Raw genomic sequence first — 23,800 nt, forward strand, 5'->3', positions numbered from 1 at the left:
TGGCATCACAGCCGGCTCGGCGACCTCCGCACTCACGGGCAGCGGTTACACACGCTCAGCTGGTCAAAGTTCCCTGGTGGAAGTACACCCGCCAGCCCGTCTCCGTCAGGCGCCACAACGAACTCCGCCATGCTCGGCGGCCCTGGTTGTCGGCGAAGTACGTCAGATGGACGATGCCCGGAGCAAGGACGGCACCGGACATTTCGCTGACCTTGACCGGAGACTCCGGGGACACCGAGCCGCCACTCGTCACGGTGAGGATCGACTCCACATCCCACCGGCGTCCAGAAGCGCCGATCTCGGTGAACTCCGGATCCAGAAGCTCCAGGACACGGTCCGGAGAAGCACGCACCTCAGGGTCGAGAAGCCGCAACTCCCCATCAATGGCTGCTTGCACGGCCTGCTCACTCTCATCCGCCATGCAGGAACCCTACGGACATGCCTGCCCAGGGCACAGCGAATTCTTCACGCGACGCGGCCACGGCACGGAGATGCTCCGCGCCAGAGCGAGGATGCAACAGCCCCGAATAGGTGACAGAGGCGCCGGAATTCAATCCAGCACCATGCTCGCCCTGTCAGCCGAAGGCATTCTCCCCAAGGTCGACTACGCCATTTTTGCCGACACAGGGTGGGAGCCGAAGGCCGTTTATTCGCATCTCGACCGCCTGGAGCGAGAGATAGCGAAGCCGGCAGGCATCCCTATCCTGCGCGTCGCCTCCGGAAACATTCGCAGCGACGCGCTCGACCCTACCCGAAGATTCGCCTCCATGCCCCTCTACATTCGCAATCCAGACGGAAAGGAGGGGATGACTCGACGGCAATGCACAGGCGAATACAAAATCAAGCCAATAAAGAAGAAGGTGCGAGAGCTTCTCGGCTACCCGTATCCGCAGCGCATACCCAAGGACGTCTTCGTCGAACAGTGGGTGGGCATCTCCACGGACGAATTCCACCGAGCGAAGGACGCCGACGTCAAGTACATGCATAACCGCCACCCCTTGATCGATCTGGGCTGGTCACGCGCCGACTGTATCCGCTACCTGACATCGCTCGGGCTCGCCGATACACCGAAGTCCTCATGCCTTGGCTGCCCTTTCCATGGCAATGCGCAATGGCGCCACATTCGCGACACCAGCCCCGAAGAATGGCGCGACGTCGTCGAATTCGACGCCGCCATCCGCAAGGGCAACGCCCGCGCGAACGCCGACGGCAACAGGCTCCTGGGCGAGGCATATCTGCACCGTTCTCGCGTGCCTCTGGATCAGGCACCGATCGATCACGTCACCGCCGCCGAATGGGCCGCGCTACACCAGGAACTCGGCGCCGAAGAAGACGCAGAGCAATGGGAAGAGGGCGTCCCTGACGGATGCTCGCCCTGGACCTGCCGCGGTGAGGTTCGGCCCCATCAGGACGACTTCGGGCTGGCCAGTTGATCCTTGATCTGTTCGCCGGCCCCGGCGGATGGAGCCACGCACTGGCCGTGCTCGGCGCCCGTGACGTCGGGTTGGAGTGGGACGAAGGGGCTTGCAAGACCCGGGCGGCAGCAGGGCAGTTGACGATCCGGACCGACGTGGCGAGGTACCCGGTCTGGCCCTTCCTAGGGAAGGTCACCGGTCTGATCGCGAGCCCGCCGTGCCAGGCGTGGTCCGCAGCCGGCCGACGGCTCGGCCTGGTGGACCAGCCTCTGGTCCACCAGTCGGTCGCCGACCTCGCCGCCGGCCGCGACACTCGCGCCGAGCTGCTCGCCGCCTGCCGGGACACCCGGTCGCTCCTGGCCGCCGAGCCCATGCGTTACCTCCATGCTCTCCACCAGCACGGCGAGCCGGAATGGGTGGTCATGGAAGAAGTCCCCGACGTACTTCCGCTGTGGCGCCAGTACGCGGCGATTCTGCGCGCCTGGGGCTACAGCTCCTGGGCCGGGATCCTGAACGCCGCTGACTACGGCGTGCCCCAGACCCGCAGGCGCGCCATTTTGCTCGCCTCGCGTACCCGCACCGCTGAGCCCCCGCCGCCCACGCATGCCCAGCATGGCGAGCCGGAGAATCTGTTCGGGCCGGGTCGGGCACCGTGGGTGTCCATGGCCCAGGCGCTCGGCTGGGGTGCCACCGACCGACCGGTACCCACCGTGTGTGCCGGCGGCGGGCCGGGCGGTGGCCCCGAGCCCTTCCCCTCCGGCTCACGCAAGGCACTCGTCGATGCCCGCAACAGCGGACGCTGGCATCCCCAACCCGAAGTCACTAGCCGGGTGTTGGAGCCGCATCAGCGTGGTGCCGGGTGGACCGCTCGCCACGGCCCCCGCGCCGCCACCCCGGCGCTCACCCCAGCTCCCACCCTCACAGGCAAAGCCGGTCAGTGGAAGTGGGCGCTGCGCAGCAACAACCAGGCGAACGCCACTGTCCGCCGGGCGGACGAGCCGGCCGGCACGTTGTTCTTCGGCCACCGTGCCAACGAATGCGTCTGGGTTGCTGAACCCGCTCCAGGCGGCCCCATCGAGACGCCAGCGGCGCCACAGGCCGTCCGGATCACCGCCCAGGAGGCCGGCCTGCTGCAGACGTTTCCTGCCGACTACCCGTGGGCTGGGAACAAGGGGCAGAGGTTCTGCCAGATCGGCAATGCCGTGCCGCCTCGGCTCGCCGCCCACCTGCTGGCACCACACCTTCGCGTGCCCCTCGACCCCGACGACTTCACCCTGGCCGCCTGATGCCCCGCACCCCAACCTCCGACGAGGACGACCTCGACACCCCCGCCCCGCCGGTGTTCTTCGCCGAGCAGGCCCTCCTCGGTGCCCTCCTCCTGGAACCCCATCGCCTGGACGAGGTCCCCGGGATCGGACCCGAGGCGTTCTCCAGCGCCGCGCACAGCGCCGTGTTCGCCGCGATCCGCTCCCTCCCGGCCCCCGATCCGGCCCAGCACGCGCAGAGCACCGCCTGGCTCGACAAGGTGCTCGCCTCAGCCCGCAGGCAGGCCCGCGGGCTGAGTGCCTCCTACCTTCACACGCTGGTCCAGGTCTGCCCGCGGCCCCGGCACGCGCCCGCCTACGCCCTGATGATCGAAGCCGAACACGCCCGACGCACCCTGCGCACAGGCGCCCAACGCCTCGCCCAGGCCGCCGGCGACCGCACCCACCCCCAACCGGTCCCCACAACCCTCGCCGCCGCCGACGCCCTCACCGAAGTCGTCGACCACCTCGCCGCGACGTTCCCGTCAGGCCCGGCCTCCCTGCCCCGCACCCCCACACCGGCCCCGGCCCCCGCTTCGGCTCACGACGAGGAGGCTGCAGCCGAGGAGGAGCGGGCGTTGCTCGCCACCGCAACCGCCCACCCTGCCGTCATCGACCAGATGCGGTGGCTGACCGCTGACGACTTCGTCCACCCGCTCAACGCCGGGTTGTGGCAGGCCGCCACCGCTCTGGCCCGACGTCGCGCTGCGGTCGACCCGGTCACCATCCTGTGGGAAGCCCAACACCGCGGTCTCCTCGCGCCCGGTGCCGAACCCGCGGAACTCCTTCAGGCGCTTGCCGCACCTGCCGCCGGCGACCCGCACTACTGGGGCGAACGGATCCTCCACCGCTCCCTGCTGACCACGGCACACCACGTCGCCCGCCACATCGAAACCCTCACCGATGACCCGGCCACCACCCCGCACCAACTCCTCCTCGGCAGCCGCCGCGCCCTGGCCGGCCTCAACGCTGTGCGCGCCCGCTGGCACCAGGCCACCTCCCCCACACCAACACCCACTCCCCGCGCCCCCAAGGCCCCGGCCCGCCCCCGAGCCGGCCCGCCTCGGACCACCGCCCCTGGCTCCTTTCGCGTCTCACGCTGACCGCCAACTCGCACGCCCCCCAGGGCCCGAAGACCAAGTTGCCAGCAAAGGCAAATACGCCGTCGTGTCGTCGCCCTCACCAGACCTCCACCACCACCGCCAACCCGCCGACATCGGCTCCGCCCGGTGGCTGCTCCCCGAGGACCTCACCCTCGCTCTGCACGCCGGCCTGTGGCAGCGCCTGACCACCCTCGTCCACCGCAGCGAGCCCGTCGACCCCGTCACCATCCTGTGGGAAGCCCAACAGCGCGCCCTGCTCGACGACGGAACTGAACCCGGCTACGTGCTCCGCGTGCTGGCCGAACCGGCTGGCTCCGTGGAGCACTGCGGCGAGAGGACCCTGCAGCGCTCCCTCCTCGCCACCGCCGACCACACCGGCCGGCGCATTACGGCGTACGCCGGCGACCCGGCGAACACCCCCTTCCAACTCGTCGTCGGCGCCCGCCGCTCCCTCGCCGACATCAGCGGCATACGCACCCGCTGGCAGCACGCCACCAAAACGAACCCGACGCCACGACCGCGACCGGCCCCCACCACCCGTGCCGGCCCGCCCACCACGACTAGCGCACCCACCGTTCGTGTTGCGAGAGCAACCCGATAGCCCCTGCAAACACCGGCGGCCAGGCCCGAAGGTCCGGCCACCGACAGAAGAGACAACCCCCAACATGACGTCCCGCATTGACGCCCACGTCCGCCTCGACACCCACCCCACGCATTTCAGCGCCGTGACCGCCGCCCTGACCGGCTCCCAGGCCCACATTGCCCATCTGGCTCTGGAGGCCGCCGGCTGGACCGTCGTCGCCGACAACACCCTGGTCCTGGTCCGCATCGACCACGAGGAGCCCTACTGGGCCAAGGACGCAGCCACACATCTGTCCGCCGACGGCATCACCGTCGAGATCACCCCGCGACTCCAGCAGGCCATGGACGAGGACTGGACCTGGGTGGAATATCCGATGCCGTGGTGCACCCGTAGCGAAATCCGTGAGATCTCCAATCAGGCGCAGAAGATCCACGACGACATCCGACGCGGCCAGCTCCTCATCCACGCCCACGCCGACGACGGCGAGACCACTTTCGCGGTCGGCACCTACCTCCACACCGGCAAGAGCGTCTACCTCCGTGGTGAGGACCACCTGCGCCAGGTCGCCGACACCTTCGACTCCCCCGGCCAGGCTCTGCGCGCCTTCGAGAAGGCCCACGGAGCCGACATGCGCCGCGGTCCGGCCCCCCTGACCGCCACCGAACGCGCAGCCGCCGAAGCCCGCACCACCTTGGACCTCACCACAGCGAAGCCCGAACCTCGCCCGGAGCCGGAGACCATCCCCGTCTACCTGGCCGATTCCGGCGACCACGACGCCCTCCTCGACCACTTCCTCGACACGCACGAGGACTGGGACCGGTGGCGCACCTGGTCCGGCGAACTCACCTACGCCACCCACGAATCCCAGACCCTGCGCATCGAGCACGACGACTCGGCCCCCGCCACCGAGACCGCCTGGACCATCGCCGCATACGAGACGCCCGTTTCCGACCGGATGTGGCACCTGACCGCGACCGCCGCCACGCCCACCCTCATGCTGCAGGACCTGCTGCACGACCTCGCCGACGGCCACGGGTGGGACACCGCGGTCGGCCAGTCCCTCGACGAGGCATCCGTCGTCGCGGCCACCCAGCCCGCCACCGACGCCGGTTGGAAGCACACCGTCGAAGGGCGTTGGATGCACTGGACCGCCCCCAACGGCGAGGCCGGCGTCCAATTCGACACCTTCGCCGCCCAACGCCCTGGTGGCATCCTGCCCACCTGGCTCCTGTGGGCAGGCCCCGCCATCGACCACCCCACCTGGGAGATCGCAGCCTCGACACACACCCCGACCACCCTGCTGGCCAACCTCGCCGAAACCCTCACCCGCGGAACCGGCACCCGACAGACGACTTCCCTCAGCCAACACACCGCCCGCCGACACGCGTCGCCTCCACCCGCGCTCCCCACCCCCGCAGCCAGACGCGCCAGTGGCCGGCCCCTGTGACCTCCAGCAAGGGAACGTGGGAAGCCAAGAGTTCGCCGGCAGCCCGGCACCCACGGCCGACGTACGAGGGCGCAACATAGCGTGGGTTCGCCGGTTAGCCAAACCGGCGAACCCACGCATCATTGGTAGTCCACCGCCACCAACTGCCCCAGCATCGAAAGGCCCCCGGCAACGCAACATCACTCGTCCGAAGAACGCTCCCGACCGGTGCTACCGCTGCCCTCAAGCCGCGGCGTAGCTGAGGCGGAGCAGATCCTGGGCGCGCTCCAGGTCCCGCTCGGTGCGCAGTTGGACCTCCAAGTCGCCAGTGCCGTGGTGGCCCAGTCCCGTCACGTCCCGGGTGAAGCCGGGGATGAGGTCGACCGTCTTGGGGTCGGCCTTGAGGTAGATGAGGAGTTTGGTCTGCTGCGGCGGGATGAGGCAGGCGAAGTTCCGCAGCCGCTGGTAGGCGGCGTACTGCTTGCGCTGGACCCGCGTGACACCGTCCCCGACACCGAGCAGCGCCTCGTCGACCGCCCCCGCCAAGTCCGCCAGCGCTCCATCCTGCCGGCGGGTAGGCGGCTGTCCGCCCGTGCAACGACGAGTCCGCTTGCTCGGGGCGGAGTGCCCCGTGACGGAGGCGACGGTCTCCAGGCCGATGTGGTCCTTGCCGAAGTACCGGTAGCGGACCAGGTCGATGCTGCGCCGGTGCTCGCGCACCGCGTGGGCGTCGTAGCGGGTGAAGTCGCCGGCCACGCAGATCAACCGCGGCGCGCTCCACAGGATCTGGGACGCGGCCGTCGCCCCGAGTCGGTCGCGGACCAAGGCGCGGAAGGCGTCCTTGTGCGCCACGAGCCAGGACAGGTAGTACAGACCCTGGTTGATCACGCCGGCGTCGGTGCCACGCTTGTACTCGACGACGACCGGCGATCCGTTCTCGTCGATGCCCAGCGAATCGATCCGCCCACCGTCGCCATCACAGTCGATGACGTACTCACTCGACAGGAACATCACGCCCAGCATCGTGTCCATGTGCGCCTCGATGAGGCCCTGCACAACCACCTCGGCCTCAGCCAGTCGCGGCGTAACCTCGTTCACACCGACCTCCGTTGCGTGGAACAACTTCAGGCTCGACACCTCCCCTTCCTCGACTCGGACCGGCGACAACACCGAGGGGGGCCACATCTATTTCCTCACGGGCTTCCTGACCGCGAAAATCTCGTGAGGCGCTGCTGGCACGAACCACAAGAGTCTCCTGCATCCCACGAGTTCGAGAAGACGGCCCGTCCCACATACGTCCCACGAATCGCTTGACGTGCCGTCATATTCTCAAAGGTGCGCAGGTCAAGGGGTATTCGACGTCAATGGATCCAGTGCCTTCTAAGACGTCGTTTCTTTTGGGCTTATTGGTCGTTGGTCAGGCCATGACGGATCTGGTTGAGCGGTTGGTGCCGGAGGAGTTATGGGTGCTGTTCCGGCGCGTGGTGCCGCCGACGGAAGTGAAGCGTCCGCAGGGCGGGGGCCGGCGCCGGGCGGGTGACCGCGAGACTCTGGCCGCGATCGTCTTCGTGGCGACCTCGGGCTGCACGTGGCGGCAGTTGCCGCCGGTGTTCGGGCCGTGCTGGCAGACCGTCTATCGGCGCTTCGCCCGGTGGAGCAGGGACCGGGTCTGGGCCCGGCTCCACCGGGTCATCCTCGACGAGCTCGGAGCCCGCGGCGAGGTGGACTGGTCGCGCTGTGCGATCGACTCGGTCAGTGTCCGGGCGGCAAAAGGGGGCCACTGACAGGACCGAATCCGACCGATCGCGGCAAGAGCGGATCGAAAATCCACCTCATCACCGATCGCAACGGGCTGCCACTGTCGCTGGGTATCTCCGGGGCCAACATGCACGACAGCCAAGGGCTGGAGCCACTGGTCCGCGGCATCCCGCCAATCCGTTCCCGCCGCGGACCGCGCAGGCGCCGGCCGGCGAAGCTGCATGCCGACAAGGGCTACGACTACGACCACCTGCGCAGATGGCTCCGCAAGCGTGGCATCCGCCATCGCATCGCCCCGCAGGGGCATAGAGTCCTCCACGCGACTGGGCCTGCATCGCTGGGTGGTCGAGAGGACCGTTTCCTGGCTGGCCGGCTGCCGTCGACTCCACCGCCGATACGAACGCAAGGCCGAACACTTCCTCGCCTTCGTCGGCATAGCCGCAGCCCTCATCGGCTACCGCAGACTGGGGCGGCTCATGACCTGAGCTGCTGCACCTGAGGGTCGTAGCAGACAAGCCCCATCGAGGAGGCGACTTCTGCCGCATAGGCCGATGCCTCGTCGGCCATGCTGTAGCGCATCGGGAAGTAGATCAGCGGCCCCTTGGCCTCCCCGATCAGCGGCCCGGTGGACCAGGGAGAGACGTCGTCCTCGTCCTCTGCGAGGTCAGGCCACCGCTCCAGAAGTGTGGCGACGTACTCGGCTATGCGATCGGTCGGTGGATGCTTCACATCGGTGTGCGTGTAGCGGTTGAACAGGTCATGGAAGATCTTCCCGGCAGTGGCGTCATCCGCGGGGCGGTGCCCCTCCCAGACAGCAAGGTCGTAGCTCATGCACGCGAGGCTGCCACACGTCACTGACACTCATAGATCAGCACTCAACGGAATGCGACCAGAGGGACCCACCACCAAAAGAAACGACGTCTTATGGGCCTGCTCGCCGGGCGGTGACGTCCAGTCCTCCGGGCCGCTCGGGCTACCACCGCGAGCTCATGGCCTGGCTCAACCGCTCCTCCAACTGAACAACGCCCCAGCCTGCCAACCGCCGGCGGGCCGGGCAAGGCGTCACGTCGTCCCGTCGCCGCGGCGCGCTGCTGGACTCGGGCCGGGACTGCCCGCGGTGCGAGGACCGGCAACTCGACCGCCGTGCGCAGCGCCGCGCAGTCGCGGCGGCCGTCGAGGCCGCGATGCCGGCGGCTTCCGAGGTGGAGCGGCGAGCGGCGTTCGAGCGGCAGCTGCACCAGGACGTCACGGCCAAGGCGTGGGCCCGGGAGCGGGAATGGGAGCAGATCCGCGCCCGGCAGGCCGCCGCCATGGGCCCGGCGGCGGCCGCGCGGTGTGAGGACGCCGTCTCGGCCGAGCCGGTGGTTCCGGTCGTGCTGCCCGCGCCCCGCCCCGCGGCCGTGGCCTCGGTGCCGGGCCCGAAGTCCCCTGGCCTCGATGAGGAGTTGGTCCTTGAAGACCTGACCCGCGAACAGGTGCTGGACTGGCGCAACCGCGCCGCCGCCGACCACCAGATCGTCCACGACCACATCGCCCGGTACGGCGAGCACTCAGCGCAGCACCTGTTCACCCGGTCGTTCGTCGCGACCGTGCAGCGCCTGTCCGGCCTCGGGCACCTGCACCTCGGCTACACCCCGTGGGGGCAGGCATGAGCGGTGACGAGATCTCCGGCGTCGATCTGGCCCGGGTCGCACTGCGAGCCGCGATGGAGGCGGCGCGTAAGAGTGGCGGCCGCGCGGCGAAGCCAAAGCCCCGCGCTGGTGCACCGGTGCGGCGTGATGGGCGCGATCCGATGGGGCTGAGCGACGTGCTGAGTGCGCTGGTTGCCGAGCGGGCCTGGGAACTCCCGGCCGCCGGCGCCTCCCTGCGGGAGCGGTGGGCGGCCATCGCCCCCGAGTTGGCCGGGCACGTCGCAGTCGTGAGCTACGACGCTGAAGCGGGCCGGCTCACCGTGTGCCCGGAATCACCGGCCTGGGCCACGAAGACGCGCCTGGAGCAGGCCCGCGTCATCGCGGCCGCCAACGCCTCGGCCGGCCGCACGGTCATCCGCGCCTTACGGATCCTCACACCCGGCTCCGTGCCCGCCCCCGAGCCGACCACCATCGCGGTGCCCGCCGCCGCACCCAAAGGAGTGGACATGACTGCCCCGACGATCAACGGGCACGAACTGAGCGAAGGAGACGCTCTGGGACATGACCAGGTTCCAGACTGCTGCCACGACGAGATGACCGTCGAACCGCTCGATGAAGGCTTCACTGACTACCGCTGCACTACCTGCGGCGGCGTGCTGACCATCGACGAGAAGGGCATCGTCTTCGACATCAGCGGCTGACTGTCACCCGCCTCTGAGGCGGCACCAACCTCATGCGACAGCACAGCTAGGCGCGGAATTGGTGGAGACGTGGTCATCCGACGGGGACCTGTGCGTAGGTCTCCCATTCGTACATCTGCCGGTCACGGTGAAGGACGATCAGGTCGGCGGTGGCGATCGGGGCCGTGGCCGGTGGTGCGGTGACCGAGCTCATGGCCTGGCTGACCGGTTGGGCTGGGGCGTCGGTGTTGCTGTAGGCGACGGAGACGTGCGGGCGGAAGTCGTCTTCGGCTTCCGGGACGGTAGGCCATACCTCGGCGATGGCCGCGCGCAGGGCGCGGCGGACCGCGGCCACGTCGTGTGCGGGGTGGGCGGGGATCACCACCGCCTCGGGGGAGACGAGGACCTGGGAGAGGGTGAGGTGCAGCGGGGGAAGGGCGGCGAGCCGGGGGCGGGCGGCGTCGACGACGGCCTGGACGTCGCGTTCGTCGACGTCGTCGGTGAAGCCGAGTCCTTGCATGGTCAGGTGGAGCCACCGGTTGGGGATCGGGTCCAGGCCGGGCAGGTGCGCCAGGGCGTCGCGGTGGGCGCCGACGTAGCGGTGGACGTCCGGTTGGTCGGCGAAGGTGAGGTGCCAGGTGTAGAAGCGGCGGCCGACGTTCCAACCGGGGCGCCACCACCAGTGATTGGCCATGCGGAAGTCTGTCGTCGTCATGGGGGTACCCAATCAGCGGCGGGGCTCGGCTGGCGAGAGGGCGTGCCGGGGCGTGGAGGTGCAGAAGGTACGGATCTGGCCAAGCAGTTCACGGCCGGGTTGGCTGTCCGCCAGGGGGTTCGGGAGGTCGTCTCGGCGAGTTCGCGGAGGCGGTTGGTGACGGGGGCCATCCGGTGTTCCGGTGACAGGTCCAGTACGGGGTGCAGGGCTTCGAGGGCGGCGTCGGGCTCGCCCAGGGCCAGTCGGGCGGAGGCGGTGCTGACGTGTAGCTGCGCGGTGGTGCCGTAGGCGTGGGGTGGTTGTGCGAGTGCGGCCTGCGCCTCGTGCAATGCGGTGCGGGCGTGCCCGGTGCGGAGGTGGACGCCGGCGGCGTAGTTGGCGCGGCGGACGTCTGGGCAGGACAGCAGCCCGCCGACCTCGTCGTGGCCGGGCGTAGGGCGATCGCGGGCGGCGGTGGCGCGTGCCATGGCGGCCTGGGCCTCGCTGGCGGCGCCCAGTTCGGCCCACGCGTCAGCTTCCTGGCACGACAGGAGGGTGGCCGCGGTGCCGTGTGGTGCGTAGGACAGCCCGTGTTGTGCGTGCTGGATGGCGGTGTGGGGGTGACCGCTCCAGTAGGCGATTTTCGAGCGGGTGGACAGGACCCAGGCACGAAGTTCGTCGTCGCCGGCCATCGTCGCGCACATCCAGGCGGTCCGGGCGTGGGTGTCAGCACCCTGGAGTTGACCGAGGTCGGAGCTTATCCACGCGAGCAGGGTGCACACGTATCCGGCGACGGCGTACAGCTGGATGGCCTGGCGTGGCGGCTGGTGTCCTTCCAGCAGATGGAAGGCGCGGTCGCGAAGTCGGCGGGCCCGGTTGAGCGTTGCCACGGGCGCGGAGGGGCTGAGGTAGTCCCTGGCCAGAGCGCGGGTGCTGGCCTGGAGCTGTTCCACGGTGAGGTCGCCGACGTTGGATGCCTCCAGCTGCAGGGCCCAGTCGGCGGACTCCTCGGCGACCTGGTGCACCAGGTCTTCGACCGGGGCTGCGACCGGCGGCGCGCTACTGGGCGGGCGTTGAAGCAGACGCAGTTCGTGCGGGGGCATCGCGGTGCGGTCTTGCAGGTCGAGGAGCTCGTCGACCTCGCAGCAGTACACGGCCGAGATGAGCAGCAGCGTCGGCGGCGTCGGTCGGCGTGAGGAACTGGCCGGCCAGCGTTCCCACTTGCCCATCAGTGACGCGTCCGCGGCCACCGCCTCGCCCGGACGCTGTGCTCCCAAGGCGTTGACGGCGTCCGCGGCCTGTTGAAGCGTCAACCCGAGCGCGTGGCGCCATGCCTCCCGGGGCCGGAAGCCGAACTGGCTGCGCATCTCCCCGGCGATGTCCCGCGGAGCGGCGCCCAGCGCGCAGAGCTCGCGTCGCAGTGCGTCGCGGCGGTTCTTCGACGGATATGGGGCCACTCGTGCCTCCCGTTCTGGTCCTCCACCTCACAGTAGGCACTCAGGAAGCTGGCGGCATGGGCGGTCGTGCCCCAAAAAGTAGGGCACGCGAGCTCGTGACCGCGGCCTGCCGGCGCGGAACGCTGGCCGCAACACCAGCACCAGGACGGGGACGGCACAGTGGGAGAGCGGGGTACCCTCCCCCGCGGCTGCCGCAGGTGCGACTTCGACTACGACCGGCGGCGGGAACCGATGACGATCACCATGACCGCGGCAAGGCCCCGAGCCACCGGGTACCCCGGCTACAACACCACGCACCCCTGCGTGGGGGAAGCTGCCGCGGCCGCGCGGCGCCTGGTGCGCACCGCGTGTGCGACCTGGGGGCTGGAAGGGCATGCCGAGATCGGCGCGTTGATCATCTCCGAACTCGTCGCCAACGCCGTGCGTCACACCACCAGTCACAGCATCCGCGTGATCGTGGACCGCCCCGCAGCAACCCAACTACGCCTGGCCGTCGTCGACAAGGACCCGTACGCGCTGCCAGTGCTGCGGTTCCCGGGGGACGAGGACGAACGGGGGCGTGGCCTGTTGCTGGTCGACCGTCTCTCGGAGCGCTGGGGGTGCGATGTCCTCGGCTCGGCGGTGCGTCCCTGGGGCAAGCGATCCTGGGCCGAACTCCGCATAGCCGGCGGGCCGGACAATGCCCGGTCGCCGGTGTAGATCCCGGCGGGGCTCGGGTGGCACGGGCCCCGGTGCCCCGCCGGTCACCACTCGTCCCGACCGTGGCCGCCTCATCGCCTGGCCGGGACAACCGAATCGCGTGCGGCCAACGCCGGTCGCACGGGCTGGGCGGCGCCTTACCCCCGAGAGGTGCCGCCCGACCATGGCCGCCCGCTCTCTCCACCCGGGGCGGGCGGCCCACAAACCTCGGCCGGACGCTTCGTCGCATCTCACCTCGGCCGGGGCCCGGTAGTGCACCACCAGATCCTGACTGCTGCGAAATACGCATTCCCGCAGCGTATGCGGCAGTTCATCAGTTACAAGCGCCGCATTCAGTGTCCGACCAGCTACGACCTGATCCAGGAGTGTCCGGTCATGCCCGCCCCTTCCGACAACGACCTCCCCGCGAAATCCGCGGGACACGGGCGTCCCCCGAGCTCTGCTAGAAGGAACGACCGCCGAGGCCGCCCGCAGGGCCGAGGCCGCCTGTCCCTGGGTAGCGTGGTCTCCACCGCGGCACGGGCTTGCCTGGTTCGGTGCGGGGCGGCTCAGCCCAGGCTGGCCGTGATCATGTCAGCCACGGCTGCCATGCCATTCGGCTTGGGGTGGTATGGCGTGTGGCCGGATGGGACGTCGTACTTCTCCACCCACGGGGTGGCCGAGCAGGCGTCGTGGCCGATGCTGGCACTGGCCGCGTCGATCACGGTGGCCCGCTGAGCGGCGGCCGCCTGCTGAGTGGCTGACCGCAGACGGGCTGCCACGTTCCGCTCGAATCCGGCCTGCGCCGCGGTCAGCGGCACCCCGGAGCAGACACCACTGGTCGGCAGGACCGTGAGGTAGTTGACCAGGAGCACCTGTGCTTTCGGCGCGCGTCGGTGTACGGCGGCGACCACGTCACCGATCTTGGTGTGCACGGTCTTGAGTGCCGTGCCGATGGCGTCCTGATCGACGGCACCGCAGGGAGAGCGCTGGGTGTCCTGGCAGGAGTAGTCGATCAAACTGCCCAAGTAGTCCACGTCGTTGCCGCCGATGGTGACGGTGACCAGCCGGGTGTCGGCGGCGACCGCCGAGATCTGCGGCGGCTGGCCGTCCTGGCCGGTGGTGAGGATGTCCGCGGTGGTGGCGCCGCTACAGGTGACGTCGGTCAACGCGAGGCCGAGGCGGGCCGCGACCTTGCTGGCGTAGTTGTCCGCGGAGCGCTCGCACCCTGCCGGGCTACCGGGCTTGGTGGGAGTGATGCCGGGGCCCGCGGCGAACGAGCTGCCCATGGCCACGTACTTGACACCCCGTGGCACTCCCGCGGTGGCCGCCTGCGCCGGGATGGCGGCGGTACCTGTGGTCAGGGCCGAGGCGACACCGATCAGGGCCACCGCCCGCAGGGCATTTTCCCGCCAGCGTCCCTGTGCTGCCTGTACTGTCACACGAGGCTCCTTGTGCTGTGCTGGTGACGGGAACAGACTTGCCCGTCACCGGAATTGGACAGTCTTCTGAGATACGACCTGCCCAAGGATGATGGCAGGAGGAGCAAGGCGCCGTTGTTTAACGGAAGTTGTATTGGAGACCTGAGGCGATTCCAGGGTGTTCACGCTCATGGCCGCCAGTCGGCTGGATGGCACGCCCTCGTCGTCGAGTTCGACCGACGGGACTGCCGGGCCTGCCCCTCACGGAAACGGTGCACCAGGGCGGCCCGTGGCTCCCGCATGCTCACCCTCCGCCTCAAGGAATCCACGAGACCACTTCGGCAGCACGCCCATGACGGACAACTCGGTCGCCTCGATCCCGAATGCGCCGACCGCCAGTGTGGGCAGATGGCGCGGCATCATGTCCTGTCGGGTTCGGGGGAGTTGACCGTCGGCAGCGTCCATGCGGTGATCGCGTCGGTGAGTTCGGCGGTGGCGGCGGGGTCGGCCGAGTCGACGGCGTGTGCGACGTGCCCGTCCGGGCGGATCAGCGCCGCGCGGACCGTTGCCCACGGGCCGGTGTGCCGCTGTGCCGTGCGCACCTCGACCCGCGCGGAGCCCAGATCCGCGTGTGCGCCCTCCGGGCTGAAGTCCAGCAGCAGGAACCGGTCGGGGCGCAGGGAGCGCAGCAGTCCGTCTCCGGCGAGGACGGCGTCCGGCGCCTTCACGCCGGCCAGGGCGTGGGTCCCGTCGGGCTGCGGGTAGTTGACTCCGAGGCCGGAGAGCCAGCCGGACAGTTCCTCGGCGACCTCGCCGCCCTGCTCGATGAATCCGCTGAACATCTCGCGCAGTGCCTGTCCCGAGGGGCTGAAGGTGTGCATCAGCGCGTCCTGGGCCAGGGTGTCGGCCACCAGGCGCTGAGCGACGCCACGTCGTTCGGTTTCGTAAGCCTCCGGCCCGTTGATCAGCCGGTCCGGGGCCCAGCGGTGTGTCTCGGCGGCGAGTTTCCAAGCCAGGTTTCCGGCGTCCTGCAGGCCGACGTTCAGGCCCTGTCCGCCAGCGGGCAGGTGGACGTGGGCGGCGTCGCCCACCAGCAGTATCCGGCCGTCGCGGTAGCGCTGCGCGTACCTGCTGCTGTTGCTCGCCCTGGAGAGCCACACGGGGTCGTGGACGCCGAAGTCCGTGCCGCAGATGCGGTCCAGCGCGGCCCGGAGTTCCTTGAGTGTGAGCGGTTCGGCCTGCTGGCGCCGCACCTGGTCGCTGGTCAGCCCGGTGTCGCCCGCCTCGGCGCCGAAGACGCGGTACACGCCGCCGGGCAGCGGCACGACGGCAGCCAGACCGGCCTCCCGGTGCCAGAAGTACCGGGCCTGCGCCGCTGGTTCGGTCACCATCACGTCGGCGACGAAGTTGACGATCGTGGGCAGGCTGCCGGGAAAGTCGATACCCGCGGCGTGCCGGACCGTGCTGTGCGCGCCGTCGGCCCCGACGACGTATGCCGCCTGCCTCGTCCTGCCGCCGACCGTGATCCGTACCGCGTCCAAGGACTGGACGATGGAGGTCACCTCGGCGCCGTAGTGCACGGGCACCGCGCGGGCCCGCAGGTAGTCGGCGAGCGCTTGCTCGGTCTGCCACTGGGGGATCATCAGGACGAACGGGAACGGTGTGTCCAGGCCGCTGTAGTCCAGCTTGCTCGGCAGCGCCGCGAAGTGCGCGTGTTGGACCTTCGTGCCCTGGTCCACGAGGACGTCGCTGACCCGCCGCCCGTCTCCCAGGTCCAGCATGGTGAGCACCTCAAGGCGCCGCAAGCCGACTTCTGGCCTTGTACACCGCCGCCCACGCCCGGCCTGACGGCCGCCTCGGGCATCCCGAGGATGGCGGAGTCGACCTGGGTCAGGTCGCCACGTTCTGCGCCCTGCCCGGCGAGGAAGTCGCTGAGCACGCTGAGCTGTTGCTCCACGCGGAATGGCTCGCCGAAGCCGACACCGCTGACGGACAGTTGCGCGGACGGCTCGCCGAGCGGGTCTTGCCGCTGAGCGCGCTGCTGTGACGCACCGCCGCCTCCACACGTGCAGGACAACTGAAGGGGGCGGTCTGCTCAGGAGGCTCGGGTCCGGGTACCTCGCGCGGCTTCATACTCCGGCTTGGCGGCGGGAGTTGCCTCCTCGGCCGCGCAGGGTGACACCGCCTTCGGCGAGTATGCGGTGGACGAAGCCGTAGGAACGCCCCAGGGATGCGGCGATGGCCCGGATGGAGGCGCCGCCCTCGTATGCCTTCTCAACGTCGGCGGCAAGCCTGTCGCGCGCTGTGCCGGTGATCCGCTTTCCCTTATCCATGAGTTCGTCCCCTTCAGTTTCGATATGCAGAAGGTGATCATTGCAGGGGATTGGTGCATGCCGTTGAGTTTTGGGGTGCGCGGCAACGAGCTCAGAGAACTCGGAGTGAAGCGAGCGGTCAGGTGAACATGATCGGATTGGTGAGTGCGGCGACGTGCCCGTTGGAATGGCGGACCTCAATGCGAACGAACGCCGTGTGCTCCGCCGTCGTGTCCCTCGGCGCCACGTCTGCTCCGCGAGCAGAGAGACAGGTGGTGAGCGTTCCTTCGATCGGTGTGGAAGCTGACGGTCCCCTCCGGCACACCTCGTAGTGCTGCCCGCACTTTCACCTGCTCCCCATGAGTTGGGAGCCGTTGTCCCACTCCGACAATGCGATCGTCGGCATTGGCGGTGAACGACGCTTCCACGTCAGCCGACTCGGCGATCCAACTGCGGCCGGCACGGATTCTGGCCAGGACTGCCTCGGTGCTCAGCTCCTCGGTGAAGACCACGGTGTGAGGGATGCCGATCTGCCCTTCCAAGTGGGTGTCGCTGTTGCCCATCGCCGGCCGCCACGGGCCCGTGCGGATGTCCGCCGCAGGGCTTCGCCCCCCACTCCGCCAGGGCCGCCTCGTTGTCAGCGTTCCGGGGCCGGTCCGAGGTCCACAGCCCGTTCCACACCTGCACCATGTCGAATCCCTGGTAGGGGAACACGAAGTCGCCCGATGGGTAGGGCGCATGAGGGTGTGTGGCCACGCACAGACCTCCTACTCGATGGACCTGGTCCAGGCAGATATCAACCGATCCGTCCCCGACCTGGTGGTTCCAGTCGACGACCTCGCTGGGAATGCCGAGCGCGAGCCAGTACCCGGTCTTTGCGGTCCCTTCCTCGCCGAGGGTGACCGAGAAGTCATCGGCGGTTAGGTACTCCCATGCGCCGGGAGCCGGCGGCTGAGTTGTGCTCCGTCATCGCGTTGAAGGTGAGTTGCCCGTCCGAGTGGATGGAGTGGACATGGCGGAGCCGCCCAAGATGTGCACAACACCCTTGAGCTTCCGTCTCCTGTGCGTGCCTCATCGCGTCGCGGTCCGAGGTCTGGCATCTGCCGGTTCGGCCCCAAGATCCGACACAACTCTTCATGCGGGGCGGGGTGGACGAAACGGATTCCATGAAGGTCAATGCGACGCAGTGTCAGGATCGGCCCGACTGGCATGTATTCGGCCAGAGTTTCGGTTGGTTAGATCACAAAGAATCTGAGGGAGCGCGGGCAACTGTGCACTATTGCCCCGCTTTGCCCGTCGCGATGGATGGCGGCATCGGCTTCAGCGAGGGGATTTTTCGTTGCCCTTGCTCCTTATGTCGGTCATACGATCATGGGCGTTCCGCACCCCATGCCCGCAATGTCTGACCAATGATCAGGAAAAGGACTAGTGAACCTTCGCCGTACCCTCGCGACCGTGGTCGCCACCGCCGTGACCGCGCCGGTCGTCCTGCTTTCCGCGGGCTCTGCCTCTGCCTTCGTTGATGCCGAACCCTCTGCGCAGGTGCGGCAGAAGCCGACGTACGCGCAGTTGCAGAAGGCTGTCGACGACGCGGAGAAGGCGTACAAGGACGCGGGCGCCGCCGAGAAGGCTGGGCGTGAGAAGCGGGACGCGGCTTGGGCTGCCCTGGACTTGGACTCCAGCCCGCTCAAGGCAGCCGTTCTCGAAGCAGACGAGGCAGTCAAGGGCGCCGTCGCCGCCAAGGCTGTTGCTGACAAGGCGGTCACGGACGCCAAGGCCAAGCTGGATGCGGCTCAGGACGAGGCCGGGAAGGCCAAGGCGCGGGAGGCGCTCAGTCTGGCCGAAACCGAAGCCGGGAAGGCCGCCGAGGTCAAGGCGGATGCAGAAGCCAAGAGTAAGGCGGCCCGGAAGGCATGGGGCCAGGCCCGCAACGCGGCGGATGAGGAGTACAGCAAGGACGAGCGTGCTGCGGCCGAGGCTCTTCAGGCCAAAGAGGCGGCCGACAGGGCGCTCGGCGATGCCACGAAGTGCGTGCGTGTGTCGGGCCTGACCGTCCTGGCCAATGGCCTGCCCTCGAAGGTCGTCGCCGGGACCACGGTCGAATTCTCGTTCACGGTGGCCAACGCAACTGACCGCACACTGGACGTGGACCCGCTGGTCTTCTTCCGTCTGCAGGCCAAGAACGAGGATCAGCACTTCATGAAGGTGCAGTGGTCGGGCGGCTCTGGCTGGCAGGAGCTGGATCAAAGGCACATCCACATTGAGCCCGTCAAGGCCATGAAGCCCGGCGCCCGTGCGGATGTGAAGATGCGCATGGCGATCGAAGCGGGAGCCCCGGCCACCGATGCCTTCGCCCTCTTCGCGGGCGATGCTTCCGACCAGTACAACCCGTGCGTCGACGGCCCGATGAAGCGCTACGACTTCCGTGTGCTGCCGGCCGGCGGCAAGCCCGGCACGGTCAAGGAGGCCAAGCCCGGCACGGTCGAGGACAAGGACCGTCCGGTGCTGAAACCGCGTCCGGAGGCTCAAGGCGAGCGCTTTGCACGCCCGTCGGCGCAAGGGGAAGTCTCCGTCAGGCCGGCGTCGGCCAACGGCGCCGGGAGCCTTGCTAGGACCGGTTCGTCGTCCGCCGTGCCGCAGCTCGCTCTCGCGGGTGGTGGTGCAGTGCTGCTCGGCGCCGGGGCGGTCTTTGTCGCACGCCGCCACCGTGGGACCAAGGGCACCCGCTAGAACCGACGCACCGACAAGGGCCCGTATCCAGGCCCCGTGTGCGGGCTCGTGCACCACATCACGCGTCGTGACCGCCAGATGCGCTCGAAGGGTTCAGCGCCGGGGCGCTGCTCCGCTGGACTCTCCACGGTTTGTGCCGGTTCCGTCGTTGCACACAGGTTGGGTCGTCCATGTGCGGCCCCAGAGAGGTAATTGACATCAGTATGCACAAGACACACACCACGTCCGCCCGTGTGCGGAGAGCCTTCACGCATGGGGTCGTTGCCGCGAGTGCGCTGGCCGCCGTCACCGGTGTGCTCGCGCCGGCCACTGCTGCCGCTGCACCGTCGTCGGCGGCGAGCCAGGGTGCTGATATCGGGACCGGTGAGATAGAGCGGGTCAAGGCAGCGGCCGTGGTTGGCCTTGACCCGACCCCGGACGTGATGCTGCTCAGCGACCGGGACTTCATCTTCGCGCTGTGGGAGAAGGCCAAGGACGCTGGAGAGAGCAAGACGGCGGTGCGTCTGGCCGCCGAGGAGGCCATGCACAGCACTGTGGCTCAGGACTACGCCCGGTTCATCATCACCGGCATCCACACGGCGCATGAAGCCGACCAGCAGCGGGAACAGGACCGGGCCGATGCCGAGCGCGCGGGCCGGGAGGCCAAGGCTCGGGTGCTGATCGTGGTGGGCATCCCGGTCAGTTCGGACCTGTTGGGGCTCAGCGACGACAATTTCATCCGCAAGGTCATGAAGCATCCGGACGCTGGTGCGCAGGTCAAGGCCGCGGCCGCGAGCGCTCTGGCTGGCGGGCCGGCCCAGTGGCGGGAGTTCATCACCAACGGGGCCCGCGAGGCACATGACCGCGATGTCGCCAATGAGCTCAAGGAGTTGGAGGAGAAGGACCGCGAGGAGGCCCAGCGCCGCAAGGAGCGGGCCGCCCGCACGAACACGGCGGCACTGTTCGGCATCACCCCGTCCCAGGCCATGCTCGCCCTGGGCGATGACAACTTCATCCGCGAACTGATCCGCAGTGCACCGGCCGGCCTGAAGGGCTCCGAGCTCCTGGCCGCGGCCCAGCGGGCGGTGCTCAGTTCCGACCCGGAGGACTGGAAGCGGTTCCTCCACACCGGAGCCGAACAGGCCTACAAGCGCGACGCCGAGGACCGCCGCAAGAAGACCGCCGACGCCAACCGCAAAATGGTCCTGCAGATCCAGGCGGCGGCCGAGAAGGCCGGGGTGTACCCCAATCTGGTCACGAAGGCGAAGGAGGCACTGGCCGGCAGCGACGAGGACGTCGCCGAGTTCCTCAAGCCGGACAACCTGCTCCAGGCGGCGCGGCAGTCCCTCTGGTCGTTCGACTCCAAGCTGATCAACGACCCCGGGGGCCGGTACACCTGGTACATCCGCCAGTCGAATGCGGACGGGGGAGCTGTCTTTGTCGCCCCCATCGACAGGTACGCAAGCAAGCAGTCCGACCGTGAGGACGCCACCTGGGTCATCGTGGCCGCGCTCAACGGCCAACGCGGCTGCTACTCCTTTGAGTCGGTGCGCAAGCGCCACCACTATCTGGCGGCCCAGGACGACCTCCGAGTGCGGGTCACCCCGGGCGATGGCAGTGCAACGTTCCGCAAGAACGCCACCTGGTGTGCCCGTGAAGGCTTGGCCGGCATTGGGACGTCGTTTGAGTGGGCCAGCAAGCCGGGGTACTGGCTGCGGGCGAAGTCGGGTGACTTGTACGCGGCGGCACGCGGCACGACCAACGATTTCAAGAACGAGGCGACCTGGCTGATCGACCCCCCGCTCGCGTACTGACCCGCCTCCTGCCGCTTTCCCTTTCGACAAGAACGGAAATTTTCGATGTCTCGGACCCTCCGGGCCGCGCTGGCCTTCGGCGCTGGCCTCGCCGTGCTGGCAGGCAACGTGAGTGCTGCCCACGCCGCCCCCACCGCGCCCCGCGCCGCCGTTCCCACGCCGTCGGTTGTGAAGTTGCAGGTGGAGCACAGTGGCAAATGCCTCACCGTTGCGGGCGGCAGCCTCGCCAATGGCGCCAACGCAGTCCAGACAACGTGCACCGACGGGGCAGACAACCAGTCATTCCAGTTGATCCCAGCCGGCAACGCGACGTTCATGGTGCGGGCCATGCACAGCGGCAAGTGCCTCGAAGTGGAGAACAGCGGCACAGGGGCCGGCGCGAACGTCCAGCAGTGGTGGTGCGTCGACGGCCCTCAGCAACGTTGGCGCCTGGTCATGGTCGATGCCCCCAAGAAGCTCTACGAACTGCGCCCCACGCACACCGACAACCGCTGCCTGGACATCGCAGGTTCCAGTCTCAACGACGGTGCGAACGCCGGGCAGTGGTACTGCAACGGCGACGCCAACCAGCGCTGGCGACTCAAGCCGGCTAAGGCCTGACTCGCTCGCGCCCGCCGAGCTGGTCGCCCCTGGTGACCGGCTCGGCCCTGCCGGGCAATGTCCCGCGCCCAACCCCGTCCGGCTCCCAACCCATCGAGAAGAAACGGACTTGAAGATGTCTCGGTCCATCCGAGCGGCCCTGGTCATTGCCTGCAGCGTTGCCGCACTGACCGCCGGCACAACCACCGCCTACGCGAGCGGGGACGACGCCACAAGGGAAGCCGCCATGAACGCGGCCAAGGCCGCGGATAAGGCCGCCGAAGCCGCCCGCGAGGCCGCCAAGAAGACCCAGACCGCCAAGGACGCCGCTTCGACAAAGGGCGACATCGTCCGGCTTCAGGTCGCTCGCAGCGGCAAGTGCCTGAGCATCGACTCCGCCAGTATGGCCAATGGCGCGGGTGCACTGCAGTGGACCTGCAACGAGGGCAAGGCGCAGCAGTGGCGCGCCATACCCACCGTCGACTCCTCTTACGTGCTGCGTAACGAGAACAGTGGCAAGTGCCTTGAGGTGGAGAACAGCGGCAAGCAGGCCGGTGCACGTGTCCAACAGTGGGACTGCAGTGGCGGAGGCCCCCAGTTGCGCTGGCGGATGGTTCTTGTCGACGCGGTCAGCGAGCTCTACCAGCTGCAGCCCATGCACACCCCGGATCGCTGCCTGGGCATCGCCAAGTCCAGCGTTGAGGACGGTGCGAACGCCTTGCAGTGGTCCTGCAACCAGACTACGCCCGAGTTGTGGGGGATCCACCTGGTCAAGTGACCTGTCGATCCGCGCCGCGACAGCGCGGCGGTGAGTTTCCAAATTCTGTGAAGGACCTGCCGTGCAAACGGTGCCGTCCTTCACATGAGTAGTGACCGTCGTTTCCCGGCGAGCCGTGCCTGGCGCATTCCTGTCTGCCTTCTTGTCGTGCACGGCCCGAGCGGAAGTTCCTTTTTCCTATAGGGGGTTTCAGTGAGTCGCACGTGGCGGGTTGCGCAGGGGGTGCTGGTTGGCGTGCTGGCCGGCGGGAGCGTTGCCTCGGCAGTCGCCCCGGCGTGGGCCAAGGCCCCGCAGGCTGCCGTCTTGGCCGACCAGCCGTCCGACCAGCACTCTTCCCAGTCCTCCGAGCCGCTGTCGGGCATCACGGCTGCGGCGACTGAAGAGGCCCGTCAGCGTGTTCTGGCGATAGCCAAGTCGTACCTGCCGGCCGAGATACGGGTATCGGCGTGGAACGCGCTGCGCAATGTGCGGGGGGATGAAGCGATCGCACAGTGGCTGGCCCCTGGCGGCGGCTTTGACCTGGCCAAGCAGCGGGCACAGAGTACCCGGGCGCGGAACAAAGCCTTTTGCGAACGGGTGGTGCGCACCCATACCAGGGAGTTCTCCCCCGCGGTGCGGGATGCGGCCGAGCGTGCGCTCAAGGGCTCGGCCGCCGATCAGGCGGCGTTTGTGAAGTCCGGATACGCCCAGGCCCAACGGCGTGACCGCGCGGTGCGGGAGGCGGATGCCGCCCGTCGGCAGGAAGTCGCCGGCCGGGACCGGGACTTCGTACGTGCCCTCGCGGAGCACGACCCGGGTGAGCAGGTGCGGGCCGCGGCGCAGTGGGCGCTGCGGGACGGCGCCGGTGATGAGGACATCGCGGAGTTCTTCGGCTACGGCTGGGTGAGCGGCGCGGCGTTGGATCTGGAGAGTTACCGGATGCGGGTCGCGGACGCCGAGGTGGTTCGCCATCGTCTCCTGTCCCGTCTGATCGAGCAGGCCGTGGCGGCGGAGGAGGCGGCGCAGGGTTCGGCCGATGCCGCGAAGGCACGGGCCGAGGCCGAACGGGCCTGGAAGGCGGTGGCCGAGCACTCCAGCGCCGGGTGGCAGGCGTGGCTGGCCGAGCAAGCCGCCGCGAAGGCGCAGGCGGAGAACTGGAAGAACATCGCCCAGGCCGCCCGGGACGCGGTGGACGGGATCTGGAAGGACATCGCCGCACCGGCCCAGGCGAACCAGGATGCCTGGGCCAGAGAGCAGCAGGAGGCGGCCGACGCCGCCGGTCTTTGGAAGGGTGCCTTCGACCGGGCCCGGGACGGCGAAGACCGCGTCAAGAGCTGATCGCGCCTCAAGGGCTGCTCTCCCGCCCGTTGTTGGCCCTTCCCTCCTTGCGCTGATCGCTCATTTTTCCTCGTCCCTGCCCTGGTTGCACATACCGGGCAGGGACTTTTCTGACCATTTTCGCTTACCAAAGGTGGTTAT

At 68.8% G+C, this 23,800-nt stretch carries 24 protein-coding genes and 3 pseudogenes; 18 read left to right on the plus strand and 9 right to left on the minus strand.

Translation table 11 applies throughout. The features are described from left to right. Positions 1 to 55 precede the first annotated feature (55 nt). A complete protein-coding gene (locus PV796_RS09530) occupies positions 56 to 421 on the minus strand; it encodes a nuclear transport factor 2 family protein (RefSeq protein WP_274912512.1) in 366 nt (121 codons plus the stop codon). Positions 422 to 563: 142 nt separating this feature from the next. On the opposite strand from PV796_RS09530, the gene PV796_RS09535 reads away from it, so the two are divergent. From PV796_RS09535 to PV796_RS09555, 5 genes and pseudogenes are all read left to right on the plus strand, one after another. Beyond that, the gene (locus PV796_RS09535; RefSeq protein WP_274912513.1) at positions 564 to 1,433 is read left to right on the plus strand and encodes a hypothetical protein; all 870 of its coding nucleotides are present in this window, start codon (positions 564 to 566) and stop codon (positions 1,431 to 1,433) included. Next, a complete protein-coding gene (locus PV796_RS09540; RefSeq protein WP_274912514.1) occupies positions 1,430 to 2,701 on the plus strand; it encodes a DNA cytosine methyltransferase in 1,272 nt (423 codons plus the stop codon). The genes PV796_RS09535 and PV796_RS09540 overlap by 4 nt, the downstream gene beginning before the upstream one ends. Then, on the plus strand, positions 2,701 to 3,822 hold the full coding sequence (locus PV796_RS09545) for a DnaB-like helicase N-terminal domain-containing protein (RefSeq protein ID WP_274912515.1): 1,122 nt from the start codon (positions 2,701 to 2,703) through the stop codon (positions 3,820 to 3,822). The genes PV796_RS09540 and PV796_RS09545 overlap by 1 nt, the downstream gene beginning before the upstream one ends. A 103-nt stretch (positions 3,823 to 3,925) precedes the next feature. After that, positions 3,926 to 4,423 (plus strand): annotated as a pseudogene (locus PV796_RS09550) (DnaB-like helicase N-terminal domain-containing protein); the annotation flags it as partial. Positions 4,424 to 4,487: 64 nt separating this feature from the next. After that, positions 4,488 to 5,852 carry a DUF317 domain-containing protein gene (locus tag PV796_RS09555; RefSeq protein WP_274912516.1) on the plus strand — a complete coding sequence of 455 codons (1,365 nt, stop codon included), beginning with the start codon at positions 4,488 to 4,490 and terminating at the stop codon, positions 5,850 to 5,852. A 222-nt stretch (positions 5,853 to 6,074) separates the two neighbouring features. Here PV796_RS09555 and PV796_RS09560 read toward each other — a convergent pair whose 3' ends face one another. Continuing rightward, a complete protein-coding gene (locus tag PV796_RS09560; RefSeq protein WP_274912517.1) occupies positions 6,075 to 6,968 on the minus strand; it encodes a DUF5655 domain-containing protein in 894 nt (297 codons plus the stop codon). Positions 6,969 to 7,255: 287 nt separating this feature from the next. Here PV796_RS09560 and PV796_RS42320 point away from each other — a divergent pair, with 287 nt between their 5' ends. The 3 genes and pseudogenes from PV796_RS42320 (at position 7,256) to PV796_RS42330 (ending at position 8,074) form a co-directional block, all read left to right on the plus strand. Beyond that, a complete protein-coding gene (locus PV796_RS42320) occupies positions 7,256 to 7,615 on the plus strand; it encodes a transposase (protein WP_446750581.1) in 360 nt (119 codons plus the stop codon). Positions 7,616 to 7,683: 68 nt separating this feature from the next. After that, a pseudogene (locus PV796_RS42325) lies at positions 7,684 to 7,896 on the plus strand (transposase); the annotation flags it as partial. Positions 7,897 to 7,930: 34 nt separating this feature from the next. After that, entirely contained in the window at positions 7,931 to 8,074 is a 144-nt protein-coding gene (locus PV796_RS42330; RefSeq protein WP_446750716.1) for a hypothetical protein, read from the plus strand. On the opposite strand, the gene PV796_RS09570 is transcribed toward PV796_RS42330, so the two are convergent. Beyond that, a complete protein-coding gene (locus PV796_RS09570) occupies positions 8,064 to 8,420 on the minus strand; it encodes a hypothetical protein (RefSeq protein WP_274912518.1) in 357 nt (118 codons plus the stop codon). The genes PV796_RS42330 and PV796_RS09570 overlap by 11 nt on opposite strands. Before the next feature lie 353 nt (positions 8,421 to 8,773). Here PV796_RS09570 and PV796_RS09575 point away from each other — a divergent pair, with 353 nt between their 5' ends. Together PV796_RS09575 and PV796_RS09580 are read left to right on the plus strand one after the other, a co-directional pair. Further along, positions 8,774 to 9,241: a hypothetical protein gene (locus PV796_RS09575; RefSeq protein ID WP_274912519.1), complete on the plus strand. Its 468-nt coding sequence runs from the start codon at positions 8,774 to 8,776 to the stop codon at positions 9,239 to 9,241. Next, on the plus strand, positions 9,238 to 9,921 hold the full coding sequence (locus PV796_RS09580) for a DciA family protein (protein ID WP_274912520.1): 684 nt from the start codon (positions 9,238 to 9,240) through the stop codon (positions 9,919 to 9,921). The genes PV796_RS09575 and PV796_RS09580 overlap by 4 nt, the downstream gene beginning before the upstream one ends. A 73-nt stretch (positions 9,922 to 9,994) precedes the next feature. Here PV796_RS09580 and PV796_RS09585 read toward each other — a convergent pair whose 3' ends face one another. Both PV796_RS09585 and PV796_RS09590 read right to left on the minus strand, forming a co-directional pair. Next, positions 9,995 to 10,615: a 2'-5' RNA ligase family protein gene (locus PV796_RS09585; protein WP_274912521.1), complete on the minus strand. Its 621-nt coding sequence runs from the start codon at positions 10,613 to 10,615 to the stop codon at positions 9,995 to 9,997. Beyond that, the gene (locus PV796_RS09590; RefSeq protein ID WP_274912522.1) at positions 10,612 to 12,051 is read right to left on the minus strand and encodes an XRE family transcriptional regulator; all 1,440 of its coding nucleotides are present in this window, start codon (positions 12,049 to 12,051) and stop codon (positions 10,612 to 10,614) included. Before PV796_RS09590 ends, PV796_RS09585 begins: the two co-directional genes overlap by 4 nt. Positions 12,052 to 12,210: 159 nt before the next feature. On the opposite strand from PV796_RS09590, the gene PV796_RS09595 reads away from it, so the two are divergent. Next, positions 12,211 to 12,750, plus strand: coding sequence for an ATP-binding protein (locus tag PV796_RS09595; RefSeq protein ID WP_274912523.1), 540 nt, complete (start codon positions 12,211 to 12,213; stop codon positions 12,748 to 12,750). Positions 12,751 to 13,298: 548 nt separating this feature from the next. On the opposite strand, the gene PV796_RS09600 is transcribed toward PV796_RS09595, so the two are convergent. Then, the gene (locus tag PV796_RS09600; RefSeq protein ID WP_274912524.1) at positions 13,299 to 14,171 is read right to left on the minus strand and encodes an SGNH/GDSL hydrolase family protein; all 873 of its coding nucleotides are present in this window, start codon (positions 14,169 to 14,171) and stop codon (positions 13,299 to 13,301) included. A gap of 114 nt (positions 14,172 to 14,285) precedes the next feature. Here PV796_RS09600 and PV796_RS42335 point away from each other — a divergent pair. Continuing rightward, positions 14,286 to 14,486, plus strand: a pseudogene (locus PV796_RS42335) (transposase); the annotation flags it as partial. 83 nt (positions 14,487 to 14,569) lie between these two features. Here the strand turns inward: PV796_RS42335 and PV796_RS09605 are convergent. Further along, positions 14,570 to 15,931, minus strand: a complete 1,362-nt coding sequence (locus PV796_RS09605) for an FAD-dependent monooxygenase (RefSeq protein WP_274912525.1) — start codon at positions 15,929 to 15,931, stop codon at positions 14,570 to 14,572. A 38-nt stretch (positions 15,932 to 15,969) separates the two neighbouring features. Between PV796_RS09605 and PV796_RS09610 the strand changes: the two genes are divergently transcribed. Next, on the plus strand, positions 15,970 to 16,197 hold the full coding sequence (locus PV796_RS09610; RefSeq protein WP_274912526.1) for a hypothetical protein: 228 nt from the start codon (positions 15,970 to 15,972) through the stop codon (positions 16,195 to 16,197). An 82-nt stretch (positions 16,198 to 16,279) separates the two neighbouring features. Here PV796_RS09610 and PV796_RS09615 read toward each other — a convergent pair whose 3' ends face one another. Next, positions 16,280 to 16,483 (minus strand): helix-turn-helix domain-containing protein, encoded by a 204-nt coding sequence (locus PV796_RS09615; protein WP_274912527.1) that lies wholly within the window; start codon positions 16,481 to 16,483, stop codon positions 16,280 to 16,282. A 176-nt stretch (positions 16,484 to 16,659) separates the two neighbouring features. Then, positions 16,660 to 17,025 carry a hypothetical protein gene (locus PV796_RS09620; protein WP_274912528.1) on the minus strand — a complete coding sequence of 122 codons (366 nt, stop codon included), beginning with the start codon at positions 17,023 to 17,025 and terminating at the stop codon, positions 16,660 to 16,662. 892 nt (positions 17,026 to 17,917) lie between these two features. Between PV796_RS09620 and PV796_RS09625 the strand changes: the two genes are divergently transcribed. The 5 genes from PV796_RS09625 (at position 17,918) to PV796_RS09645 (ending at position 23,659) form a co-directional block, all read left to right on the plus strand. Beyond that, positions 17,918 to 19,192: a hypothetical protein gene (locus PV796_RS09625; protein ID WP_274912529.1), complete on the plus strand. Its 1,275-nt coding sequence runs from the start codon at positions 17,918 to 17,920 to the stop codon at positions 19,190 to 19,192. Between the two features lie 203 nt (positions 19,193 to 19,395). Then, a complete protein-coding gene (locus PV796_RS09630; RefSeq protein WP_274912530.1) occupies positions 19,396 to 20,985 on the plus strand; it encodes an AbfB domain-containing protein in 1,590 nt (529 codons plus the stop codon). A gap of 45 nt (positions 20,986 to 21,030) precedes the next feature. Next, a complete protein-coding gene (locus PV796_RS09635) occupies positions 21,031 to 21,585 on the plus strand; it encodes an RICIN domain-containing protein (protein WP_274912531.1) in 555 nt (184 codons plus the stop codon). 226 nt (positions 21,586 to 21,811) lie between these two features. After that, positions 21,812 to 22,342: an RICIN domain-containing protein gene (locus tag PV796_RS09640; RefSeq protein WP_274912532.1), complete on the plus strand. Its 531-nt coding sequence runs from the start codon at positions 21,812 to 21,814 to the stop codon at positions 22,340 to 22,342. Between the two features lie 303 nt (positions 22,343 to 22,645). Next, positions 22,646 to 23,659 carry a hypothetical protein gene (locus PV796_RS09645; RefSeq protein ID WP_274912533.1) on the plus strand — a complete coding sequence of 338 codons (1,014 nt, stop codon included), beginning with the start codon at positions 22,646 to 22,648 and terminating at the stop codon, positions 23,657 to 23,659. Positions 23,660 to 23,800 lie beyond the last annotated feature (141 nt).

The sequence above is a fragment of the Streptomyces sp. WZ-12 genome, from assembly GCF_028898845.1.
Classification (GTDB): Bacteria; Actinomycetota; Actinomycetes; order Streptomycetales; family Streptomycetaceae; genus Streptomyces.